This is a genomic window from Pseudomonas sp. CCI1.1, assembly GCF_034348165.1.
GTDB classification, from domain to species: Bacteria; Pseudomonadota; Gammaproteobacteria; order Pseudomonadales; family Pseudomonadaceae; genus Aquipseudomonas; species Aquipseudomonas paracarnis.
In genome coordinates this window covers 5,323,360-5,344,102 of sequence record NZ_CP133780.1, presented here as the reverse complement: position 1 = coordinate 5,344,102, position 20,743 = coordinate 5,323,360, and the positions used below count along the sequence as shown (strand labels likewise).

At 60.7% G+C, this 20,743-nt stretch carries 10 protein-coding genes; 4 read left to right on the top strand and 6 right to left on the bottom strand.

Features of this window, described 5'->3' with window-relative positions; genetic code table 11:
* Positions 1-58: 58 nt before the first annotated feature.
* Positions 59-1,759, top strand: coding sequence for an urease subunit alpha (gene ureC, locus RHM69_RS24065; RefSeq protein WP_020301612.1), 1,701 nt, complete (start codon positions 59-61; stop codon positions 1,757-1,759).
* Here the strand turns inward: ureC and RHM69_RS24060 are convergent.
* The 3 genes from RHM69_RS24060 to RHM69_RS24050 all read right to left on the bottom strand — a co-directional run bounded on the left by RHM69_RS24060 (position 1,756) and on the right by RHM69_RS24050 (position 15,115).
* The gene (locus RHM69_RS24060) at positions 1,756-6,927 is read right to left on the bottom strand and encodes a dermonecrotic toxin domain-containing protein (RefSeq protein WP_200599535.1); all 5,172 of its coding nucleotides are present in this window, start codon (positions 6,925-6,927) and stop codon (positions 1,756-1,758) included. The two genes, ureC and RHM69_RS24060, sit on opposite strands and share 4 nt — an antisense overlap.
* A gap of 83 nt (positions 6,928-7,010) precedes the next feature.
* The gene (locus RHM69_RS24055; protein WP_014716703.1) at positions 7,011-7,949 is read right to left on the bottom strand and encodes a DnaJ C-terminal domain-containing protein; all 939 of its coding nucleotides are present in this window, start codon (positions 7,947-7,949) and stop codon (positions 7,011-7,013) included.
* Between the two features lie 230 nt (positions 7,950-8,179).
* Entirely contained in the window at positions 8,180-15,115 is a 6,936-nt protein-coding gene (locus RHM69_RS24050; protein WP_200599533.1) for a dermonecrotic toxin domain-containing protein, read from the bottom strand.
* A 168-nt stretch (positions 15,116-15,283) separates the two neighbouring features.
* Here RHM69_RS24050 and RHM69_RS24045 point away from each other — a divergent pair, with 168 nt between their 5' ends.
* Positions 15,284-16,552 (top strand): Hsp70 family protein, encoded by a 1,269-nt coding sequence (locus tag RHM69_RS24045; protein ID WP_038448682.1) that lies wholly within the window; start codon positions 15,284-15,286, stop codon positions 16,550-16,552.
* Positions 16,553-16,736: 184 nt separating this feature from the next.
* Here RHM69_RS24045 and RHM69_RS24040 read toward each other — a convergent pair whose 3' ends face one another.
* The 3 genes from RHM69_RS24040 to RHM69_RS24030 form a co-directional block, all read right to left on the bottom strand.
* A complete protein-coding gene (locus RHM69_RS24040; RefSeq protein WP_003188124.1) occupies positions 16,737-17,750 on the bottom strand; it encodes an AI-2E family transporter in 1,014 nt (337 codons plus the stop codon).
* A gap of 205 nt (positions 17,751-17,955) precedes the next feature.
* Positions 17,956-18,255 carry a PsiF family protein gene (locus RHM69_RS24035; RefSeq protein ID WP_014716700.1) on the bottom strand — a complete coding sequence of 100 codons (300 nt, stop codon included), beginning with the start codon at positions 18,253-18,255 and terminating at the stop codon, positions 17,956-17,958.
* A 71-nt stretch (positions 18,256-18,326) separates the two neighbouring features.
* Complete coding sequence (locus RHM69_RS24030; protein ID WP_003188122.1) at positions 18,327-19,115, bottom strand: AraC family transcriptional regulator; 789 nt, start codon at positions 19,113-19,115, stop codon at positions 18,327-18,329.
* A 98-nt stretch (positions 19,116-19,213) separates the two neighbouring features.
* Here RHM69_RS24030 and RHM69_RS24025 point away from each other — a divergent pair, with 98 nt between their 5' ends.
* Positions 19,214-20,104, top strand: a complete 891-nt coding sequence (locus RHM69_RS24025) for a DMT family transporter (protein ID WP_200599531.1) — start codon at positions 19,214-19,216, stop codon at positions 20,102-20,104.
* Between the two features lie 97 nt (positions 20,105-20,201).
* Complete coding sequence (locus tag RHM69_RS24020; RefSeq protein WP_014716698.1) at positions 20,202-20,732, top strand: ferritin-like domain-containing protein; 531 nt, start codon at positions 20,202-20,204, stop codon at positions 20,730-20,732.
* Positions 20,733-20,743 lie beyond the last annotated feature (11 nt).

Sequence of the window (20,743 nt, the reverse complement as noted above, 5' to 3'; positions counted from 1 at the left end):
AGCTGGCTTGCCTGCGATAGCGATTTCACATTCAACACCTATTCTTCAGGGCACACACATGAAAATCACCCGCCAAGCCTACGCCGACATGTACGGCCCCACCGTCGGTGACAAGGTGCGCCTGGCCGACACCGAACTGTTCGTCGAAGTGGAACAGGACTTCACCGTCTACGGCGAAGAGGTCAAATTCGGCGGCGGCAAGGTGATCCGTGACGGCCAGGGCCAGAGCCAGTTGCTCGCCCATGAAGTGGTCGACACGCTGATCACCAACGCGCTGATCATCGACCACTGGGGCATCGTCAAGGCTGACGTGGGCCTCAAGAACGGCCGCATCCACGCTATCGGCAAGGCTGGCAACCCGGACATCCAGCCCGGTGTGACCATGGCCATCGGCGCCAGCACCGAAGTGATCGCCGGGGAAGGCATGATCCTCACGGCGGGCGGCATCGACTCCCATGTGCACTTCATCTGCCCGCAGCAGATCGAAGAGGCCCTGACCAGCGGCGTCACCACCATGATCGGCGGCGGCACGGGGCCGGCTACCGGCACCAACGCCACCACCTGCACCTCCGGCCCGTGGCACCTTGCGCGGATGCTGCAGGCCAGCGATTCGTTCCCGATGAACATTGGCTTTACCGGCAAGGGCAACGCCAGTTTGCCCGAGCCGCTGATCGAGCAGGTCAAGGCCGGTGCGATCGGCTTGAAGCTGCACGAAGACTGGGGCACCACGCCGGCGAGCATCGACAACTGCCTGAGCGTCGCCGATGCCTACGACGTGCAGGTGGCGATCCACAGTGACACCCTCAATGAGTCGGGCTTTGTCGAAACCACCCTCGCCGCGCTCAAGGGCCGCACCATCCACACCTACCACACCGAAGGTGCCGGTGGCGGCCATGCACCGGACATCATCAAGGCCTGCGGTTTCCCCAATGTGCTGCCCAGCTCCACCAACCCGACGCGGCCGTTCACGCGTAACACCATCGACGAACACCTGGACATGTTGATGGTGTGTCACCACCTGGACCCGAGCATTGCCGAAGACGTGGCCTTCGCCGAAAGCCGCATCCGCCGCGAAACCATCGCCGCCGAAGACATCCTGCACGACCTCGGCGCGTTCTCGATGATCAGCTCCGACAGCCAGGCCATGGGCCGCGTCGGCGAGGTGATCACACGCACCTGGCAGACCGCCGACAAGATGAAAAAACAGCGTGGCCCGCTGCCCGGCGACGGCCCCGGCAACGACAATTTCCGCGCCAAGCGCTACATCGCCAAATACACCATCAACCCGGCGATCACCCACGGCATCAGCCATATCGTCGGCTCCATCGAAGTCGGCAAATGGGCCGACCTGGTGCTGTGGCGCCCGGCTTTTTTCGGCATCAAGCCCACGCTGATCCTCAAGGGCGGCGCCATTGCTTCGAGCCTGATGGGCGACGCCAACGCCTCGATCCCGACGCCGCAGCCGGTGCATTACCGCCCCATGTTCGCCAGCTTCGGCAGCTCCCTGCACGCCACCAGCCTGACGTTTATCAGCCAGGCCGCGCAGGCGGCCGGACTGCCCGAGGCCCTGGGCCTGAAGAAGCAGATCGCGGTGGTCAAGGGTTGCCGCGATGTGCAGAAAACCGACCTGATCCACAACGATTACCTGCCGGATATCGAGGTTGACCCGCAAACCTATCAGGTCAAGGCTGACGGTCAGTTGCTGTGGTGCGAACCGGCCGAGGTGTTACCGATGGCCCAGCGGTACTTCCTGTTCTAGAGGATGGCGCTGATCGCTTGATCGGTCAGTGTCTGGTTCAAGGTGATCAGCTCGGCATTGATGCGGCCAAAGGTGTCATCGTAGTCTTGCTGGGGCATCAGGTGCCCCGGTTCACTTTCCGAAGCCGATCGGCCCAGGCGCCGGGCCGTCTGGCTGATGGTTTGACGCAGGGCCTGCCTCGCTCTCTCGGGGAGGTGGGCAGCGGCGGCCCATTGTGCCTGCGCGGCCTCATAGTCGATCAGGGCGTCGAATTTTTCGGCAATCAGCGCGTAATCAGTTTGATGCGCACGCTGCAGGAAGTCAGTCCACATCGGTTGCTCCAGCAGATTGTCACGCAACTGCGCGCCCTGATCCTGCAGCTGTACGCGCTGGAATGCCGCCTCCACCATCGGCGCCGTGACATAGTCCTCGCGAAACATCATGCTTCTGGATTGCCAGGGCAAGTCCAGCCGGGTGGCCAGCGGCACCGTATACGCCAGATAGATTTCGACTTCGTCGATATCGGCGATCACATTACCGGCGCCATCGTAATGCTCAATGCGCAGGCCCTGGGCATCATACTCGGGAAACCTGGCGCCCTGCTCCTGCAACTCGGCGACGCGAGCATGGGCAATACGCCCCAGCTCATCAAGGCGCCATTTCCTCCTGGCCAGGTTGAACACGGCCCTGCGCACGGCGTCGACATCCTCGCTGAAGTAGGCTGACCAATGCAGCACGGCAACGCCCATCGAATTGAACAACTGCGCCCCGGCGTCCACGCAGGCCGCTGGGTCCCGGGCCATCAGGAACAAGTGTTCGCGTAATTCGGCGTCTTCGCCCATCGCCTCAAGCATGCGCCAGACTTTGGCGGTCAATTCCGGCAACCATACGCCGCCCCTGCCTGTCGAGTCCCCGGAGTGCCTGACGGCACGAAGAAGATTGAAAAAGCCCTCAGAGCCAAACGAGCCTTCAAGCATGTCCCATAACACTTGCCTGGAGGGCCATTCCTGCGCCGAATAACCGGTTTTCCACTGCTCGCTGTCGAGCGCGCCCCTTTTCGGCAATTGGCGATCCGGATCCCGGCCAGCGGCCTCGATGTACCGCTTGAATTGAGCAAGCAGCTCAGGCGTCAGCTCTTCACGGGTGAGGAAGGTTTTCGCCACAATCAGTGCCTTATCCGAGCCCGGCGCGAACTCGGGAATCCGCGCTATCGGGTTCTGCCGCATATCCAGAATGAAATTTTCCGGCCTGGGCACACGGAACACACTGGCAGGCCACTCCTCCAGGCTTGTGTCATTGAGCAGCAAGGTCTGTAAGCGCGGCATGCGCCCAACATCGGGTGGCAAGCCGAGTGGGTTCATGTCCAAAAACAACTCCTTGAGACGCACCCGATCTTTCAAGCGCAGGACGTCTTCAGGCGTCAGGACAATATCGTTGCCGCCCAAATGCAACCGCTGCAAATGCGGCATCTGTTCGATGGCTGACGGCACGCTTGTCAGTTGAGCAGCCTCGATCCCTAATCGACGCAGACCGCGAAAGTTGGCGAGCAGTGGCTGCACATCCGCATCCGTCAGCTGCGAGCCTTCGGTTCCCACAATGCCCAAGTAGCTGACATGGTCGAAGTTTGCAGTCAGTGCGGGCAAGGTTCTGAGCTGCTGTGCCAGGTCGTCTTCCAACCATTCGATTTTCTGCCCCAAAAGGCGCCCATTTCGATCGTAGTGCCGTGGGCCGACCTTTCTCCAGGCGTCATCCAGCGCCGTATAAATCTTGCGCCTGGCCCTCAGCACCTGGCGTTGCTGGTCACCGAACGCCTCCATGCCCTGGGGCGGTGTGCTCAACCAGTTGTGCAAGGTGGCCTGCAGGGTCTTGTACTCTTGCTCCAACGCACGCAGCCAGCTCAGGTCCAGCGCGCCGCGCTCGTTGATCAGGGCGAGCATTTCGTCCCGGGTGATTTGCGGGTACAGGCTGCGGATCCGCTCGCGCGTGATTTTTTCCCACTCAGTGCCACCCCGCCCGCTCAATGGATAGCCGCGACGCTCACCCGGCAACACGCTGGGCGGTCGAAAAAAAGGCAGTTTTTCCGGCGACATGCCCAAGGCTTTGCGCAACGGTACTCGGCCTATTGCATGCTGCTTGATCAAGCCCTTCAATTGCTCACCCTGGCCGACGTGGGGCACGCCAATCGCGTTGCGATGGGCATCGGTCAACGCATGCTGCAAAGCACCATAGAAACCATTGAGCCCATGCAGGTGCTGGCCGCGCTCATCGAAGGCTTGGTAACGCCCATCCTCCATGCGTGCCAACACCTTGCGACTACTCGCCTCCAGGGGGCCGAAGCTGGCGCGCAATGGGCCTTCAAACCGGCCTTCGCGAACTTCCAGGCGCAAATTGTCCGACCAGCCGGGCAGTGCCGGCAGTGTGTGCAGGGCCAGGGTTTCGGTGTCTGGGCCGGCCAACGCGTCGAGGTACAAGCCTTCATACGCGAGGGTCAGGCGCATTTGCTGCTGCGCCCGGCGCGCCTTTTCAGCGAGGCGCAGGGGAATGCGCTTGGCGCGGTTCATCGTGTCGCGCTCGCTCGGCGTCGCGTCCGCCAGCACTTCGCGCGCCAAAATCGTCGGCACGCCACTGAAGTCGCGCTGGATCAGCATAATCGCGGTGTCGGAGGGTGGCTGCTGCTCGACGTAGATACTCTTCATCAACCGCTCGCGCACCTCGATGGCCCTTTGTTCGAGTTTCAATCTCAGGGCCTCGGTTCTCGCCTCGGGTGTGCGGGCGGTGTAACTGCCCACCAGAGCATCGCGCTGAGGTTCGCTGAGCGCTTCGATAATGCGTATGGGCAACTGGCCGCTCATCAAATCGGCGCGGTGGACCTGCACGGTGTCCGCCCCCGCGGCCTGCTGATTACCGTATTTGATCGACGGTCCGCTCAACTCGGTGCCGGCAAATGCCTCGATCGCCTTGCTCGCTGGCCATCCCGGCAACTCCACCGCCAGGGATGCGGCATAGCTGCACAGTGCGCTGCTGAGCGAGCCCTGGCGAATGCCCTCGGCGACGTTCACCGCATCGCGATACGCCCTGAACTGGCGCAGGGTGTCGAGCAGGATCGCCGGTACCGCCTCGCCTTCCACATGCACGCGGCGCAGCACGTCCTCACTCACAGCCGCCACGCTGCGCGCCTGCTCCAACTCGGCATCGCTGAAGCCCTCCGTCACCGGGCCCAATCGCCGCATCAACGTGGCGCCTTCCCAGGTGTGCGGGCGTTCCACTTCATGGTTCCAGAGGCCAGCGCTGTTGCTCTTCAATATCGGTTGATAGGCCTCGGCACGTGTGGGATGGAGGATGCGGAATTGCTCGGTCAGCGGGTCTTGTTGCACGGCATAGCGTTTGCCCTCCAACGGCAGCACGGTCTGGCCGTTGTGCCGGTGCAGGCCTTGCTCATCCGCCGCCACTGAAGGGAGGGACGCGGTGTGCTCATAGGCCGACAAGTCGGGTTTCCAGAGCCGAGTCTTGCCACTGGGCAGGGTAACGGCCTTGAGCTGCTCGATAAACGGCGACACGGTGAAGTGCACCACGGCTGCCTGTACCGCCAGCGCCGCCAGGTTTTCCACCACGTCGGTGATGTGCGCCCAGCCCGCTTCGCGGTCGCCTTCGCTCAGCTCGATAACACCGTCGATGACTTCGTAAAGTAGTTGCCCGGCCATCGCCACAGCCATCACCACACCCAGCGGCGGCACCGCCATGGCCACCAGGTTCAGGCCGAACAGGCCGATACTCAGGTAATGCGCAGCGCGCAGTGAACGCGAGGCCTCATCGACATCGGAGGTGCTCACCGCACGATGCCGGGCGTTCTCGAACAGCCGCGTACGCAGGCTGCCCAGGCGATAGGTCCACAGGTCTGCAACTTGCCATAGGTCCGTCAGGGTGTGGGCGCGAATGTTGAATTCAGGGGCAGCGGCATGTACGCGCACGTAGGGCTGGGGTTCGCCCAGTGTCGAAGGCGTGGCAAAGGACGGAGAAGTCAGCAAGCGCCCCCACTCCGATCGCAAGGCCTGTGCACCAAACGGCTGGGGAGGTGCGTCCAGCACCAGTTCGGTCAGTCGTTTGTAGTAGTAGGCGCGGTCTTTGTCGGCAACGAACCGGGCAAAAAAATGCTGGTTCGGCGTAGCCTTCCAGCCTTGGGAGCGGTCAGCTTGCTGGATGGTTTTCGCGCTCAGGCGCTCGGTCAAATCATTGCGAAAGTCATTGAAGCTTTCATAACGCTTGATGGGATGGTCGGGGTCATCGGGAATATAGACGATGACCCAGCAGGTGTAGCCAGGCTTGGCGCAAGTGTCGATGACCAGGCAATCGTGCACATGCAGGTTCATCAGGCTCAGGCTGCGATACCCGATGGGCTTGCCGTCGCTGAGGATGTGTTTTTCCCCGGCCGCCACGCGCATCAGCAGCGCGTGGTCGCTGTCGCCAATGTCGCCTTTGAGCAATGCCAGGTACGCCGCCGCCTTGAAGGCGGCTTTCTGATGCCGGACATAACGTTCGCGCAGTTCGGCTTGGGATTTGGCGTCGTCAGGTTTCAATTGCGCCCGCAGGTGAGCCTGGTACTGCTTGCCCAGGTCCAGGTCTCGGCACAGCTGGGTGAACGCATGAATCTTCAGGGTCGTGGTGTGGCGCTCGAAATGATCGCGCACGTCCGGTTGGGTAATGAAACCTGAGGCGCTGTTGAAATAGCCCTCTCGAGTCTCCCGTTGCTCAAAGTTGCCGAGGGCAGCGTGCAGCAGGGAGAACGTTTTGACCCTGAAGCCACCGGTCTTCACGCCAAAGGCATCTTCGACCGGTACATACAGGCGCAACCAGGTTTGATTGACGTCCAGCTCGTGGCCGATAGCCTTTAGCTCGGCTTCCAGCAAGGGTTGGGCAAACGCTTGCTCCGAGCGTATGGGACTGAAGGTTTTCTCCAGTTCGTTGAGCGACTCGCAACGGGCGTCCAGCAACACTTTGAGCTGATCTTTGCGTGCCTGGGAAGCGGCGTCATACCAGCGGGGAATAGCCGGCGGCGTGTGCTTGAGGGCCTTGCGACGGGAGGGCGAACTGTTGACCAGGCAAGTGGGGATCGCCTGCTTGATCAGTTCGTAATGCTGGCCCTGCTCACCAGGAGGCGGGGTGGCGGGGTCGATGACCTGAAAGTCCGGCATGGGATGACAACCTTTTCTTGGAAGAGGTTGTCATCCTAGGCACGCCGTTTTTGCGGCTGGCGCTAACTAAATCAATGATCTGTTCAGAACTGCTCGCGCGGATTGAACGCAGCCTTTTGCGCCAGGGCCTCCCACAACGCCTTGACCTCATCATCCGCCGCCTTGGGCATGACAGCCTTGAGCTGGATGAACAGATAACCGCGCTGCCCGGCCTTGTTCAGCAAGCCATGGCCCTTGGCGCGCATGCGCTGGCCGTTCTGGCTGCCGGCGGGCACCTTGAGATTAATCTTGCCGGTCAGCGTGGGCACCGCGACTTCCGTACCCAGCGCCAACTCCCACGGCGCCAGCGGCAGGTTGATGATCAGGTTTTCACCATCCACCTCGAACTTGGCGTGTGGTGCAAACTTGATGATCAGGTACAAGTCGCCATTGGCCCCACCACCAATGCCAGGCGCACCCTGGGCCTTGAGGCGAATGCGCTCGCCATCGGCCACACCGGCCGGGATCTTCACGTTCAGGCTCTTGACGGTATTGCTGACGTGCCGGCCGGAGGCATCGTACTGGGGCACCTGGAAGCTGATCTGCTTGGACTCGGTCGACAGGGTTTCTTCCAGCGACACCGTCAACTGCATCTCCACATCCTGGCCCTTGCGCCCGGCGGGACGGCGCTGGCCGCCACCGAAAGCGTCACCGCGCGAGCCGAAGATCGAACTGAAGAAATCCGAGAAGTCGCCCGCGTCCTGGCCACCGCCAAAGCCGCCACGGCTCTGCCAGCCCGGAGGGCCCTGGAACGGCTGGCCATGCTGGCCGTATTTACGCAGCTCGTCGTACTCGGCGCGCTTGTCGGCACTTTTCAGTGCCTCATAGGCTTCGGACGCGTCCTTGAACTTGGCTTCGGCATCCTTTTCCTTGCTCACGTCCGGGTGATATTTACGCGCCAGCTTGCGATAAGCCGACTTGATCTCCTTGTCGTCAGCCGTTGGCTCGACACCGAGAATCTTGTAGTAGTCTTTGAAATCCATGGGGGCATCACCATCCGTTATCGATATCGCGCAGCCCGCCACACGGCACGCCATGGCTGGCAGCCTGGGAATTGATGTCAGGGCGCGTCATAAGTTAAATGGCGATACACGGCATCAATGCAATGGCTGTGTACCGCCTGGATATGCCCACAAGATTGGGGCAAAACATGGACTTTCAAGATAGGACGCGTCTATTTACGACGACAGACGCGTTACCCGCAACGCAAGAATCAGGCAAATCGGCCTCTTATCATGTCTTCGGTGTACTGGTAGTCCAAACGCAACTCGGTGCCAGCGGCGATATCTTCGGTAGCGAAAATGGCATTGAGTAAAAATGGCTTGCGCTTGATCTGCGCGTCAGGCCCCACGCCCAGCCACATGTCGGCCTCGACGTCGAAAGCCACGGTCTCAACGTTGTAGCCTCCCAACGCCTGGCGCAGGGGTGTGCCGTTGGCGTCGTACTCAAAGTGGGTGTTGATTCGCGACAGGATGTTGTCACCCGACAAGTGAATCGGTTCTTCCACCAGCGTGTTCCCGTGGGCAACCCTCTGGCTGCCCACCTTCATGGTATAGGTCTGTTCGCCAGGCCCGAAGATACCGAACGGCAGCACGGTACCGCCGTACACACCGACGATTTCGCCTTTGGCGATTCGGCGGTTGGCCACCACCATCGACTGGCCGATCAACGCTTTCTCGCCCGGCACTTTCACGTCTTGTTCGGTGAACGTGCGCATTTGCAGTTGCGCTTCATAGCGCGCGCCGACCTGTTCATATCCCTCGAACTGGATGTAAGGCTTGATCTGCGCCGAGGTGTAGTGGGCGCCCGAGTCCTGGGTCACCTGCTTCTCCAGCGACCTGATTCGAATAGGCCGTCCCTGATAATCCCTCAGCGGATACTTGCCGTTGTTGGCACGGACGTAGCTGCCGGCCGGATTGGGATTGGCCGTGAAATGGATTTCACGGCGCATATAGCTGAGTTCGCCCGCCGTGTATGGCCGCACCGGCATGGACTCCGAGGCCTCCACAAATTCATCGTCCGAACCTTGCGGTACCATCCCGCCCCTCAGGCCCCGGCGCTTCCAGACCCCGGTGATATCAGGCTTGGCAATCACACCGCTGCTGGTCAACAGCAACGGATTGTCCACCGCCTGTACCCACAGCACGTAGTACTCACCGTCGCCCGCGTCGGGCATGCTCGCGACAAAATATTGCTTGCCATTGAATTCAATGGCTTGCGCCTGGGAAAGTTGCAGGTTCACGGAGGTGCTTTCCACCAGCGCCTCAAGCGTTGCCGTGGGTACCAACGCCTGCGCCACTTCATCGCGGGTCAAGGTTTCAATCAACTGCGCTTCTTCAATCGCAAACTGTGCCTGCAACTCCTCGGCCTTGGCATCGTAGGCTGCGCGCGATAACGTCCCAGCCTCGAAATCACGCCGCAAAGTATCCATTTTTTGGTGATGGGGCTCGTTCTGTACTTCAAACCGTGCGCGGTATTTGTTCGCCACATAATCTTTCCAGAAGTCCCTTGAAAGCACGGCCTGAAACTCCTGTGCGGAGTTATCGAGGCTGATGACTCGCTGATAGGCATCATTAAGCATCTCCAAGGAGACATTACCCAGACGGGCGAACCGTGGCTGTTGCGGCTGGCCCGGCAACTCAAGGCGATCCTTCAGGCCATGACGATACGCCAGCCGAATCTCCACCTCTTCCAAGCGGCTGAATTCCACCTCGCGCTGAGCGGGGGTCAAGTCGTCGCGCTTGCGGATCGCAGTTCTACGCTGATCGATATCTTGCAGTGCGATCTTCTCCAGCTCCTCCAGGCGCAACAGCCCCCTGGACAGTTTCAGCAGCGCCGCTCCCTGGGACGCGTCCAGTGCGAGGGTCCTGGCGTTGTGGGTCATCAGCAGGATCTCAAGGTTGCTGAAGGTCAGGGCCGCGCGATCACAACAGGCCGCCCGGCCCGCCCATTCAAACACTTCCTTGCGCAACTGCTCGGACTCGGCGCTGTTTTGCGTGATGCCATCGATCACGTCCCACACGCGCCGCTGCAAGTCTGCATGGCCTGCTGGTGCGACTTCCAGGTCACGCAGCACTTCGAAGAAACCTTGCGCACCGGGCAGGGCCTGCAGGGCGGCCCATTGAAGTCTGCGCTGCGCAACCTGTTGCGTGGAGAACCCGGTGGACCAGCGCCGGAACGGAGCATCAGTGGCAGCCAACACCACAGGACGATCAGCCACCCGCATGACGCTGGCGACCAGCCTGTTAGTGGCTCGTTCTCCCGCACTTAGCCGGTTGCCGTAAGCGACTATGCGTTGTCGCGTCTCGACCGACAGCGGGTTCAAATCCAGATCGGTCACACGGGTGACGCGCAGGGTCTGTGCCAGTTGCTCTTCCGGCGGGGCTATCAGCGAATCGGGCAATGTGGAAATATTGTTACCTCTGAGGTACACCGCATCCAGGCTTGGTTGGCCACCCAAGCCCGTCGGCCAGCTATCAATGCCGGTTGCCCCCATGCCCAATGAACGCAGATCCGACATTTGACTGAAATCCGGCGTGATACCCAGTGGGTTTGAATTGAGCAGCAACGCCCTGAGCGTGGTGCGTGACGACAGCATCGCTGCAGAATCGGGGGTCAGGCGTATCCGGTTGTTTTGCAGGGACAGCCGGGTCAAGCCCTGCATCTGCCCCAGCGCCGGTGGCAATTCGCGCAACCGGTTACTCGACAGGTCCAGCCAGCGCACGCCTCGAAAGCCAGAGAGAAAACCTTCAGGCGACGTATTGAGGTTCATGTTGCTCAATTTGAGTGAACCGACATGGCTGAAATCCGCATCCAGATCAGGCAGGCTCGGCAGGTTCAGGCCACTGAGGTCCAGCTCCAGACCGAAGGGGTCACCCGCGTGGGTGAGTTGCTGCGGGGTTTCCCTGCGCCAGCAACTCAAGATACGTTGCTGGGCCGTTGCGCGATCACTCAGTGCCGCCACCTCGGTGGAACGTTGCCCAACCCGCACATAGCGCTGGCGCTCACCGCCGCCGGAGAACCGCCAGCCCTCCAACTGACGCAGCAGCGTGTCAAATGCCTGCTCACGCGACGCCAGCTCTGCCTCGGCGGCCTCGCCCAACGCCCAAATCATCCCCCTGGAAAACTGCACGCTGTTGTTCGGGTATAGTTTCTGCATGACCCGAAGCCTTGGATTCGCGCTGTCGAAGGCGTCCTCAAGGGCGCCTCGCAGGAGCCGCGGATGGTTCTGCGTCAGGTTCTTCCAATACTGGTCGAACTTCTGCCAATAGTCGGCCGCAAAGGGGTTGCCATGCACGATGGTGACGTTATTCGTGCGCACGACCGCTTCGAGCTGATCCGCCGGCGGCGTCAAGTGTTGCGCGGGGACCTCCTGCAGTCGGTTATTCGACAGGTCGACACGCTTCAATCCGGTCAGGCTGGTTAATCCAGAAGGCCACCGGTCAATCTGCGTACCGCGCAAGTTCAACTCCGTGAGGTTTGGCATACCACTGAAGTCGGGCAATGTACCTAACGGGTTATGCATCAGGTCCAGGTTTTCAAGCGCGCTGAGCCGGCTTAACAAGTGCGCACTGTGCGGTGTCAATCGAAGCCCGCTGAAGGTGATGTTCAACGAAGTCAGATTTTTCATTTCCCCGATCAAAGGCGGAAATTCGGCAACGTCGCCATTGAAGATCTTCAAACCCTCCAGATGCCTGAAGTTGTCGAGAAACTTGCCCGCGTTGCTCGACCAACTGATGTCGGACAGCTCAAGGTGTTGCACATGACTGAAATCTGCACTCACTGGCGGCAAATCAAACCGTTCCCCCCTGCCGTAATGCAGCTTCAGTGACGCCCCGGTTTCCCGCCGCCAGCAACGCACGACTTGATTGACCAGCTCTGTCTGAACGCTGTAGGCATTCATGGCTTGCGGCCCTTGGGCGCGCCACCACACCTTCAAGGTTTTTTTCAGTGCCCGAAACTCTTCCTCCCGCCGCGCTAGTCCCCCAGTCACGTCATCACCCAAGGATTGGATAAACGCGGTGATTTGCTCCTCGTTGAAGCTGGGAAACAACTGCCGTACACGCCCTCTGTCCGTGCGCAACGCGTTGCCAATTTTCCTGAACAGACGAAACCCCGGCCCGCCACCCAACAGACGAACCATCGGGTCATACTCCGGTTTGCGCAGTGGGTTGGCCTCCAGCACCGTAAGCAGCTCCGTGCGTGGTAAAGGGCTGCGCTGAATCGCCTGCTTGAGCTCAGCGGCGCTGCCCAGGCCCAGGCGCTGACGCTCGTCGAGCGCCAGTTGCTCCCAGATGGCACGGTAGAAATCGCCGGGCATGGAAGCCTGGAATTCGCCGCTCTCCAGCAGCACCAAGGTTCGCTTGTGCGGGAAATCGGGTGAGCCGATGGCATCGAGCACCGTGCCCTCAGGGGAATACTGGCGTAACTCCAGCCGCGAACCTCGGTGCCATCCTGGCAACGTTTCCAGGGTGCGCACGGCCAAGCGATGGCTGTCGAGTCCGGTCTGAGTGTCAAGGTGCAGGCCCTCGTAGGCACGCGCCACACGGGTTTGCTGGGCACACCATTTCGCTTGCTCGGCCAATCGCTCAGGCAAGCGACCGCTGCTGCGCAAGGCCTCCAGTTCGTTTGCCGCAGCCCCTTGCAACAGCCGCTCGGCCGCCAGGGTCGGCAAGGCCGGGAATGCGTCCAGCACACGTTGTACATCCGCATCGGGCGCGGGGTTCAGCGCTCGGTAGCGTTCTTCCAGCAACGGACCCTTGAGACTCTGCACGGCATCGCCGAGGTACTGGCGCAGTTGGCCGCAGCGAACGTCCAGGGATTGATCGGGGCTACCCGGCCACTCCTTAAGCTGCGGGTCGACACCCTGCAAGGTGTACAGCAACTCCCTGAGCAAGCGGCCCTGAGCCACGGTGCTTTCGGTCAGCACTATCACACGCTTGCGCACTGAAGTTGGCGCATCGGCGGTTTCCCACAGCACATCGCCGGTGGGGCCAATGACTTTAAGCGGTACGTTATCGGGCAGCAAACCGCGGCGCTGGAGCATGTCAAATTGCAGCACAGGATCGGCTTTCTGGTACACCAGCGGGTCGCTGCTTTTGATTTGCTCGACAAAGGTGCTGAGTTGCCGGTGCAGTTCGAGGCGCTTGATGGTGTCGTCCAGCAAGAGCGGCAGCGGCTCATGATCGACCATGGTCTGGCGCAACGCATCGGTCTCGACGCCGCTGATACGTAGCGGTTCGGACTGTCCGACGAGGCCCAGGCGCTTGTGCAGCGTGGGCTCGTCCCACGTCAGCGGTTGCTCCAGTTCATGGCTCCAGACCCCGTTATGGTTGTGCTCCAGTTCCGGCGCATAGGCATTGGGACGGCTCGGATGCTGGATGCGGTATTGACCTGTGTGTGGGTCTTGCTTGACCTGATAATGGGAGTCGTCGAACGGCACCAACTGTTGGCCTTCGTGCTCGTACAGGCCCAACGCATCGGGCTTGGCCTCGGGCAAGGGTTTGAGTGGCGATGCATAGGGCGCAAGATCAGGGTTCCACAGCACCTGCTTGCCTGTTGGCAGCGTCACCGGTTTGAGATGATCCACCGCACTCTGCCATTTGACGGCAGGCAACACCTTGGAACCGGCGGCGATGAAGGCAACGTTCAGCGCCACGGAAGCGAAATGCGCCCACATCTGGCGCGGCTCGCCCTGTTCGTAGGCCTCAATGCCCTCGAACACTTCGTAGCACATTTGCGAAGCACCCACCGCGAGCATGATCGGCCCCAGCCCCGGCACTACAAAAGCGGCCAGGTTGAACACGCTGACAGCCGCGTCGAAAAAGCTCTCCAAACGTTCGAGCCGAGCCTTGCGGTCTTCATCTTCAGTGGGCACGGCCACGGCACGTGCATCACTCAAAATCTTGCTGATATGTGCTTGGCGACTGCGCTGCCACAGGTCACCGGCAACGACCCAGTCTTGCATCGGCAACCGCGCTAACGGTGTGCGCAGCGGATAGTCTGCCCCGCCATTTCCGTTGTTGGCAGGCTGGTACAACCAATTGAACCGGGCGAAAAAACCGCCTTGGTCGCGCACCGGCACAAAGCGGCTGAAAAAGCGTCGATACGATGCGCTGTGCAGGCGTGTGCGCAAGTCAGCCATGAACTCGCTACTTGACGCATATTCCTTGACGGGCTGCTGGGGGTCACCGGGGATGTACACCACCAGCGGCTCGGAGCGGCTCGTATTTTGACGATCGGGCCCGATCAAAAGCGGCCCTACCAACACGCTATCGAATACTTTAAGTGCGGCATAAGTCACCGGTTTCCCACCAAGCCTGGGGATATCAGAACCGGTCACCACCTGCTTGAGCATTCGATAGGCATCGGCACTCAGCGCTCCGTTCAACTGCAGCCTGGCAATCTCGATGCACACTGCAAGCTGCTGGCGCTGGTGCTCCTCGAGTAGCTGCTGCAGTGCCTGGCGCTCGCCGGCGTCTGCAGGTTCAACCACCGCCTTGATATGCGCCTGGTACAGCGCGCCCAGGTCCAGAGTGCGGCAGAGCTTGGCGAACGCGTGGGGGGCGATTGCTACAGCTTGGGCATTGACCGCCGCGAAGCTCGCAATGATGTTGGGGTTTTGCGGGTTGAAGGTGGTGATCAGTTGGCAATCGGTGCACGCGCAGGGCTGTTCTTCATCGGCCTCGAAATTGGCCAGGGCGGCTTCCAGCAATGAAATGCCGCGGTATGTGTAGGTCAGCGATGCGTCATTTTGTTGTTCGAAAACAAAGGCACCGTAGAAGTCATCGCGAGCGCCTTTGGAGCCATACTTGCGCACGAAGAACACATTGCGTACATCCAGCTCCAGATTGAACTCCTTTTTGATCGCATCTTTCAGCGGTTGCTCGGCGAATGTCAGGACGTCTTCAATCTGGCCCAGGTGCGCCTCAATCGAATTAAGCGTTTCACGAAAGCGCGAATGCTGCGCCGCCAGGGTGGTTTTGTCCGTGTGGGTGGCGGCCAGGTACCAGGCAGGAATATCCATCTCGTGCTTGCCCAGTTCTTCCTGGCGTTGCGGCGTACCTTCCTTGAACCAGTTCGGCACGCGTTGTTTGAGAAAGTCGTAATGCACGCCGCGCAGGTCGGCATTGAAGGTTGCATCAGGCATAGCAGTTCGTCCGTGAGGGCAGTAAAACCGCAGCCTAACCAAGCCCCCGCCGGTTCAAGACGTAGCTATGTAGCGCGATTACGCACTGATTTACGGATCACCGGTCTACGCATCCGCTCGCGAGTGACATACACTGCGCGGCCGTTTTTTGACCGGAACCTGTTAGACATGAAAAACGAATCTCCAGCCCGTGCCTGCGGCATTGACTTCGGCACGTCCAACTCCACCGTCGGCTGGATCCGCCCCGGCGAGGAGACGCTGATCGCGCTGGAGGACGGAAAAATCACCCTGCCGTCAGTGGTCTTCTTCAACTTCGAGGAACGCCGCCCGGTGTACGGTCGCCTGGCGCTGCACGAATACCTGGAGAACTACGAAGGCCGCCTGATGCGCTCGCTCAAGAGCCTGCTGGGTTCCAAGCTGATCAAGCACGACACCAGCGTGCTCGGCACTGCCATGCCCTTCACCGACCTGCTGGCACTGTTTATCGGCCAGCTCAAGAGCCGCGCCGAAGCCAACGCCGGTCGTGAATTCGAAGAAGTGGTACTGGGCCGCCCGGTATTCTTCGTCGATGACGACCCGATGGCCGACCAGGAAGCGGAAAACACCCTGGTGGATGTGGCGCGCAAGATCGGCTTCAAGGACATCTCGTTCCAGTACGAACCGATTGCAGCGGCGTTCGACTACGAGTCCACCATCGAGAAAGAAGAGCTGGTATTGATCGTCGATATCGGCGGTGGTACCTCCGACTTCTCCCTGGTGCGCCTGTCGCCGGATCGTCGTCACAACGACAACCGCCAGAGCGACATCCTCGCCACCGGCGGCGTGCACATCGGCGGCACCGACTTCGACAAACAACTCTCGCTGGCTGGCATGATGCCGCTGTTCGGCTACGGCAGCCGCATGAAGAGCGGCGCCTACATGCCCACCAGCCATCACATGAACCTGGCGACCTGGCACACCATCAACTCGGTGTACTCGCAAAAATCCCAGCTGGCCCTGGGCAGCATGCGCTACGACATCGAAGACACCGGCGGCATCGACCGCCTGTTCAAGCTGATCGAACAGCGTGCTGGGCACTGGCTTGCCATGGAAGTGGAAGAAACCAAGATCCAGCTCACCCATCAAGACCGCCGCCACGTGCCGCTGGACCGCATCGAAGCGGGCCTGAGCGTAGACCTGAGCCGCGCGCTGTTCGAATCGTCCATCGACAACCTGCTCGAACGCGTGCGCGGCAGTGTCACGCAGTTGCTCAATGACGCCTCGGTGAGCGTGGCCCAGGTGGATACGGTGTTCTTTACCGGTGGTTCCAGCGGCATTCCGGCACTGCGCCACAGCATCTCGGCAATGCTGCCGAATGCGCGGCATGTGGAAGGTAATATCTTCGGCAGCATTGGCAGTGGTTTGGCGATTGAGGCGAGCAAGCGTTACGGCAGCTGAGTTTTAGCTGAAACCGTGGCGCGCCCTTCGCGAGCAAGCCCACATAGTTGGATCGTTGGGGTTTCAGGTAGATAGGCTTCGGCTGGCAGGCCGTCATCGCAGGCAAGCCAGCTCCCACAGGTGATCGCATTTCAATGTGGGAGCGGGCTTGCCCGCGATGGCGTCAGCCCAGGCGACACAAGGCTTAAACCATCCCACCCAGCTTCAGCTCGCTTTTCAGATAGGCATAGTAAATCGGCCCCGCCACCACCCCCGGCAGGCCGAACGCTGCCTCAAACACCAGCATCGCCAACAGCAATTCCCATGACTTGGCACTGATCTGCCCGCCGACGATTCGCGCGTTGAGGAAGTACTCGACCTTGTGGATCACGATCAAATACCCCAGCGCCGCCACCGCCACCCAGATCGACAGCGACAGCGCCACGATGGTGATCAGGGTGTTGGAGATCAGGTTGCCGATCACGGGCAGCAGACCGAGCAGGAAGGTCAGCACGATCAGGGTCTTGGTCAACGGCAGGTGAATGCCACACAACGGCAGCACCACTGCCAGGAACACCGCGGTGAAGGCGGTGTTGAGCGCGGCGATCTTGATCTGGGCGAAGACGATGTTGCGAAACGCCTGGACCAACAGGTGCAGGCGGTCGAACAGCGCGGCGGCCAGGGGTTTGCGCTTGGTCAAGTCGGGCACGCGCTGCAAGGCGATGATCGCACCCAGCACCATGCCGATCAGCAAGGTGACGAACATGTGGGCGGCGTCTTTGCCAACCAGTTGCAGTTCGCTCAGGTGCTTGCTTAGCCAATCACCGATGGCCACGCGAAACTCCGCGGCGCTGGCGGGTAAATAGGCGTCGATGGACGGCGGCAATTGCCCGCGCGCGCGGTCGACCACGCCCATGAATTTGTCCAGGGAAGCCCCGGGGTTTTCCGCTTCGTGGAGCAAGAAGCTGATGGCGCCGGCGAAGATCAAGGCCAACACGCTGACGATCAAGGTGCCCAGCAAGGCCACCGCCAGCCAGCGCGCGCGCCGGCCTTCGATCAGGCGTTGCAGTTGAGGGGTGAGCATGTTGACCAGTTCATAGACCAACAGGCCGGCCAGCAGGCTGGGCAGCAATTTCAGCGGCAGTACCAGCAGCAACCCGCCGAAAATGATGATGTAGCTGGACAGCAACAACACATGACGCTGAGAAAACGTTGGCATACAGCCTCAAAACAAACGGCGTTGAAGGATGGGCAGTCTGCCAGCCTTGGAAGAATCAAGCGAGAGCGGGTGTTGTGAATACGATCAAGTGTGGGAGCTGGCTTGCCTGCGATGCGGGCACCTCGGTGTATCCGTCATACCGAGGCGACGCAATCGCAGGCAAGCCAGCTCCCACAGGGGTTCTGCAGCATTCGTGAACTCGCGATCAGCCCTTGAGGCAGGTGCTCATGAATGTCTTGCGCGCATCACCGGTCAACGCCTTGGTTTTCGCCGACGCATTGCAGTCTTTCATCTTCTGCTGCTGCGGGGTCAGGGTCTTGGCGTCGTTGGCGGCAGGTGCCGACAGGCAGGTCTTCATGAAGGCCTTACGGTCATCGCCCTTGAGCGTCTTGGTGGTGGCCTCGGCATTGCAGGTGGTCATTTTGTTTTGCTGGGCAGTGGCGGCAAAACCCTGGGCACACATCAGCAGGCCCATCATCAACAACGGAATACGCAGCATCTTCATGGAGTTTTCTCCCTGTTACCGTGCCGACGGGCACGGCCTACAGCGCAGTGTAGTCAAAACCTGTTACAACTTCACCGGCCACGAATGTTCGCCCGCCGATATTGCTCCGGCGTGCAGCCGGCGTGGCGTTGGAACATGGCGATAAACGCCGAGGCGGTGCTGTAGCCCAGATCAAACGCCACGTGTTGCACGCTGCGGTCGCTGTCCAGCGCTTCGATGGCCGCCAGGTAGCGCAAGCGCTGGCGCCATTCGCCGAAGCTCATGCCCAGCTCGCGCACAAACTGGCGCGCCAGGGTGCGCTCGCTCACATGCACCTGCTCGGCCCATTGCGCCAGAGGGCGGTTGTCTCCCGGTTCTGCCTGCATGCCCTCCAAGACCCCAAGCAATCCCGGGTGGCGGGCGTAGGGCAGGAAGCAGTCGTGGACCGGCGCCTGCCTGAGCTGGTCCACCAGCACCTGGGCCAGGCGGATGTCGGCATCGGTGCGCGGTGCATTGACATCGCGCAGGGCGAAATCCTTGAGGATCGCCTTGAGAATGTCGCTGATCGCCAGGGTGCAAGGCTGCTGCGGCAACTGCTCGCACAGCTGCGGCGCCAGCCCTACGGAGTGGTAGACAATCGCCTCGGCATTGTAGGAGCTGTGCTCGGTAAGCGGCGGCACCCACACGGCGTATTGCGGTGGCGACATGAAGCGATTGCCCGCCACTTCCATGCGCATCACGCCGCTGGCCGAGTAATCCAGCGAGCCCCATGTGTGCTGGTGGGGGGTGCATTCGGTGTCCGGGGCAAAATCGGAATACCGAAAGTACACCGGGCTGGGCAGGCGGGCGAAATCGGGCAGGCGTACGGTGTGTCGGGACATATTGTCTGGATTCAACGCTCAGTTGTCTGGATCGCAGTATAGGCTTCGATCCAGACAGAGGATAATCCTGCCTCGTCAACACACTGGGTTTCTTTTCAATGCAATACGCGTATCCGCTGCTGGCTATCTTTATCTGGGCCGGCAACACCGTGGTCAACAAATTGGCCGTGGGCTCGATCTTCCCGGCTGAAATCGGCTTTTACCGCTGGCTGTTCGCTGCGTTGCTGTTCACGCCGTTCATGCTCAAACCGGTGGTCGCCCACTGGCCGCAGATCCGTCCCAACCTGGGCAAGATCTTTATCCTCGGCGTGCTCGGCATGGCGGTGTATCAAAGCCTGGCCTATTACGCCGCGACGCTGACCAGCGCCACCAATATGGGCATCATCCTGTCTCTGATGCCGTTGATGGCGCTGACCGCCGCGATCATCAGCCTTGGCCAACGCCTGACCTTCGGTGCGCTGACCGGCGCGGTGCTGTCGTTCGCAGGCGTGATCGTGGTGGTGTCGGCCGGCAGCCTGGGCGCGTTGCTGCAACATGGGGTCAACCTGGGCGACGGCATGATGCTGGTGGCAACATTGGCTTATGCGGTCTACAGCACCCTGCTGAAAAAATGGCAGCTGCGCCTGCCGCCGTTGGTGCTGCTGTATTTGCAGGTGCTGGTCGCGGTGATGGTGCTGCTGCCGCTGTATCTGTTCTCGGCCAAGGCCGGTTTGGGCTGGGCGAATATTCCGCTGGTGCTATATGCCTGCCTGCTGGCTTCGATGCTGGCACCGCTGGCGTGGATGCACTCGGTCAAGACCCTGGGGCCCAGCCGTACCACGTTGTTCTTCAACCTGCTGCCGCTGATTACCGCGCTGATTGCGGCGGTGGTGCTGAAGGAAGAGTTGGCGCGGTATCACCTAGTGGGTGGCTTGCTGACCCTGGGTGGAGTGATCCTGTCGGAGCGCTGGACCACACCGGTCAGACGCCCTCAGGACACATCCTGTTAAATCCGATAAAACTTTTCGCCTGGCCCGGGACTCACAACCAATAGCGATCACGCCGGCAGAGCGTGGCGTACAACCGGATTAGCCCCAGGAGATTGAAATGACTCAAGCACAACTGACTGACGTTGCGACCCTGCGCAGCCGCGCCCGCCAGAACGTCGAAAACGGTGCCGTGACCGAAGGCTACGACGCCGACCGTCAGGAAATCATCCGACTGCTCAACGAGTCGCTGGCCACTGAACTGGTCTGCGTGTTGCGCTACAAGCGTCACTACTTCATGGCCAACGGCCTCAAGGCCAGCGTGGCTGCCGATGAGTTCCTGGAACATGCGACCCAGGAAGCCGAGCACGCTGACAAACTGGCCGAGCGTATCGTGCAACTGGGCGGCGAGCCGGAGTTCAACCCCGACCTGCTGTCGAAAAATTCCCATGCGCAATACGTGGCGGGTAACACCTTGAAGGAAATGGTCTACGAAGACCTGGTGGCCGAGCGGATTGCAGTAGACAGCTACCGAGAGATCATCCAGTACATCGGTGACAAAGACCCGACTACCCGCCGCATCTTCGAAGACATCCTGGCTCAGGAAGAAGAACACGCGGACGATATGGCGGATATTCTGCAGGATCTGTAATAACTAACACC

Coding starts and splice junctions, on each gene's coding strand:
- ureC (WP_020301612.1), top strand. CDS start 59: ATGAAAATCACCCGCCAAGCCTACGCCGACATGTACGGCCCCACCGTC.
- RHM69_RS24060 (WP_200599535.1), bottom strand. CDS start 6,927: ATGCCGGACTTTCAGGTCATCGACCCCGCCACCCCGCCTCCTGGTGAG.
- RHM69_RS24025 (WP_200599531.1), top strand. CDS start 19,214: ATGCAATACGCGTATCCGCTGCTGGCTATCTTTATCTGGGCCGGCAAC.
- RHM69_RS24055 (WP_014716703.1), bottom strand. CDS start 7,949: ATGGATTTCAAAGACTACTACAAGATTCTCGGTGTCGAGCCAACGGCT.
- RHM69_RS24045 (WP_038448682.1), top strand. CDS start 15,284: ATGAAAAACGAATCTCCAGCCCGTGCCTGCGGCATTGACTTCGGCACG.
- RHM69_RS24020 (WP_014716698.1), top strand. CDS start 20,202: ATGACTCAAGCACAACTGACTGACGTTGCGACCCTGCGCAGCCGCGCC.
- RHM69_RS24040 (WP_003188124.1), bottom strand. CDS start 17,750: ATGCCAACGTTTTCTCAGCGTCATGTGTTGTTGCTGTCCAGCTACATC.
- RHM69_RS24050 (WP_200599533.1), bottom strand. CDS start 15,115: ATGCCTGATGCAACCTTCAATGCCGACCTGCGCGGCGTGCATTACGAC.
- RHM69_RS24030 (WP_003188122.1), bottom strand. CDS start 19,115: ATGTCCCGACACACCGTACGCCTGCCCGATTTCGCCCGCCTGCCCAGC.
- RHM69_RS24035 (WP_014716700.1), bottom strand. CDS start 18,255: ATGAAGATGCTGCGTATTCCGTTGTTGATGATGGGCCTGCTGATGTGT.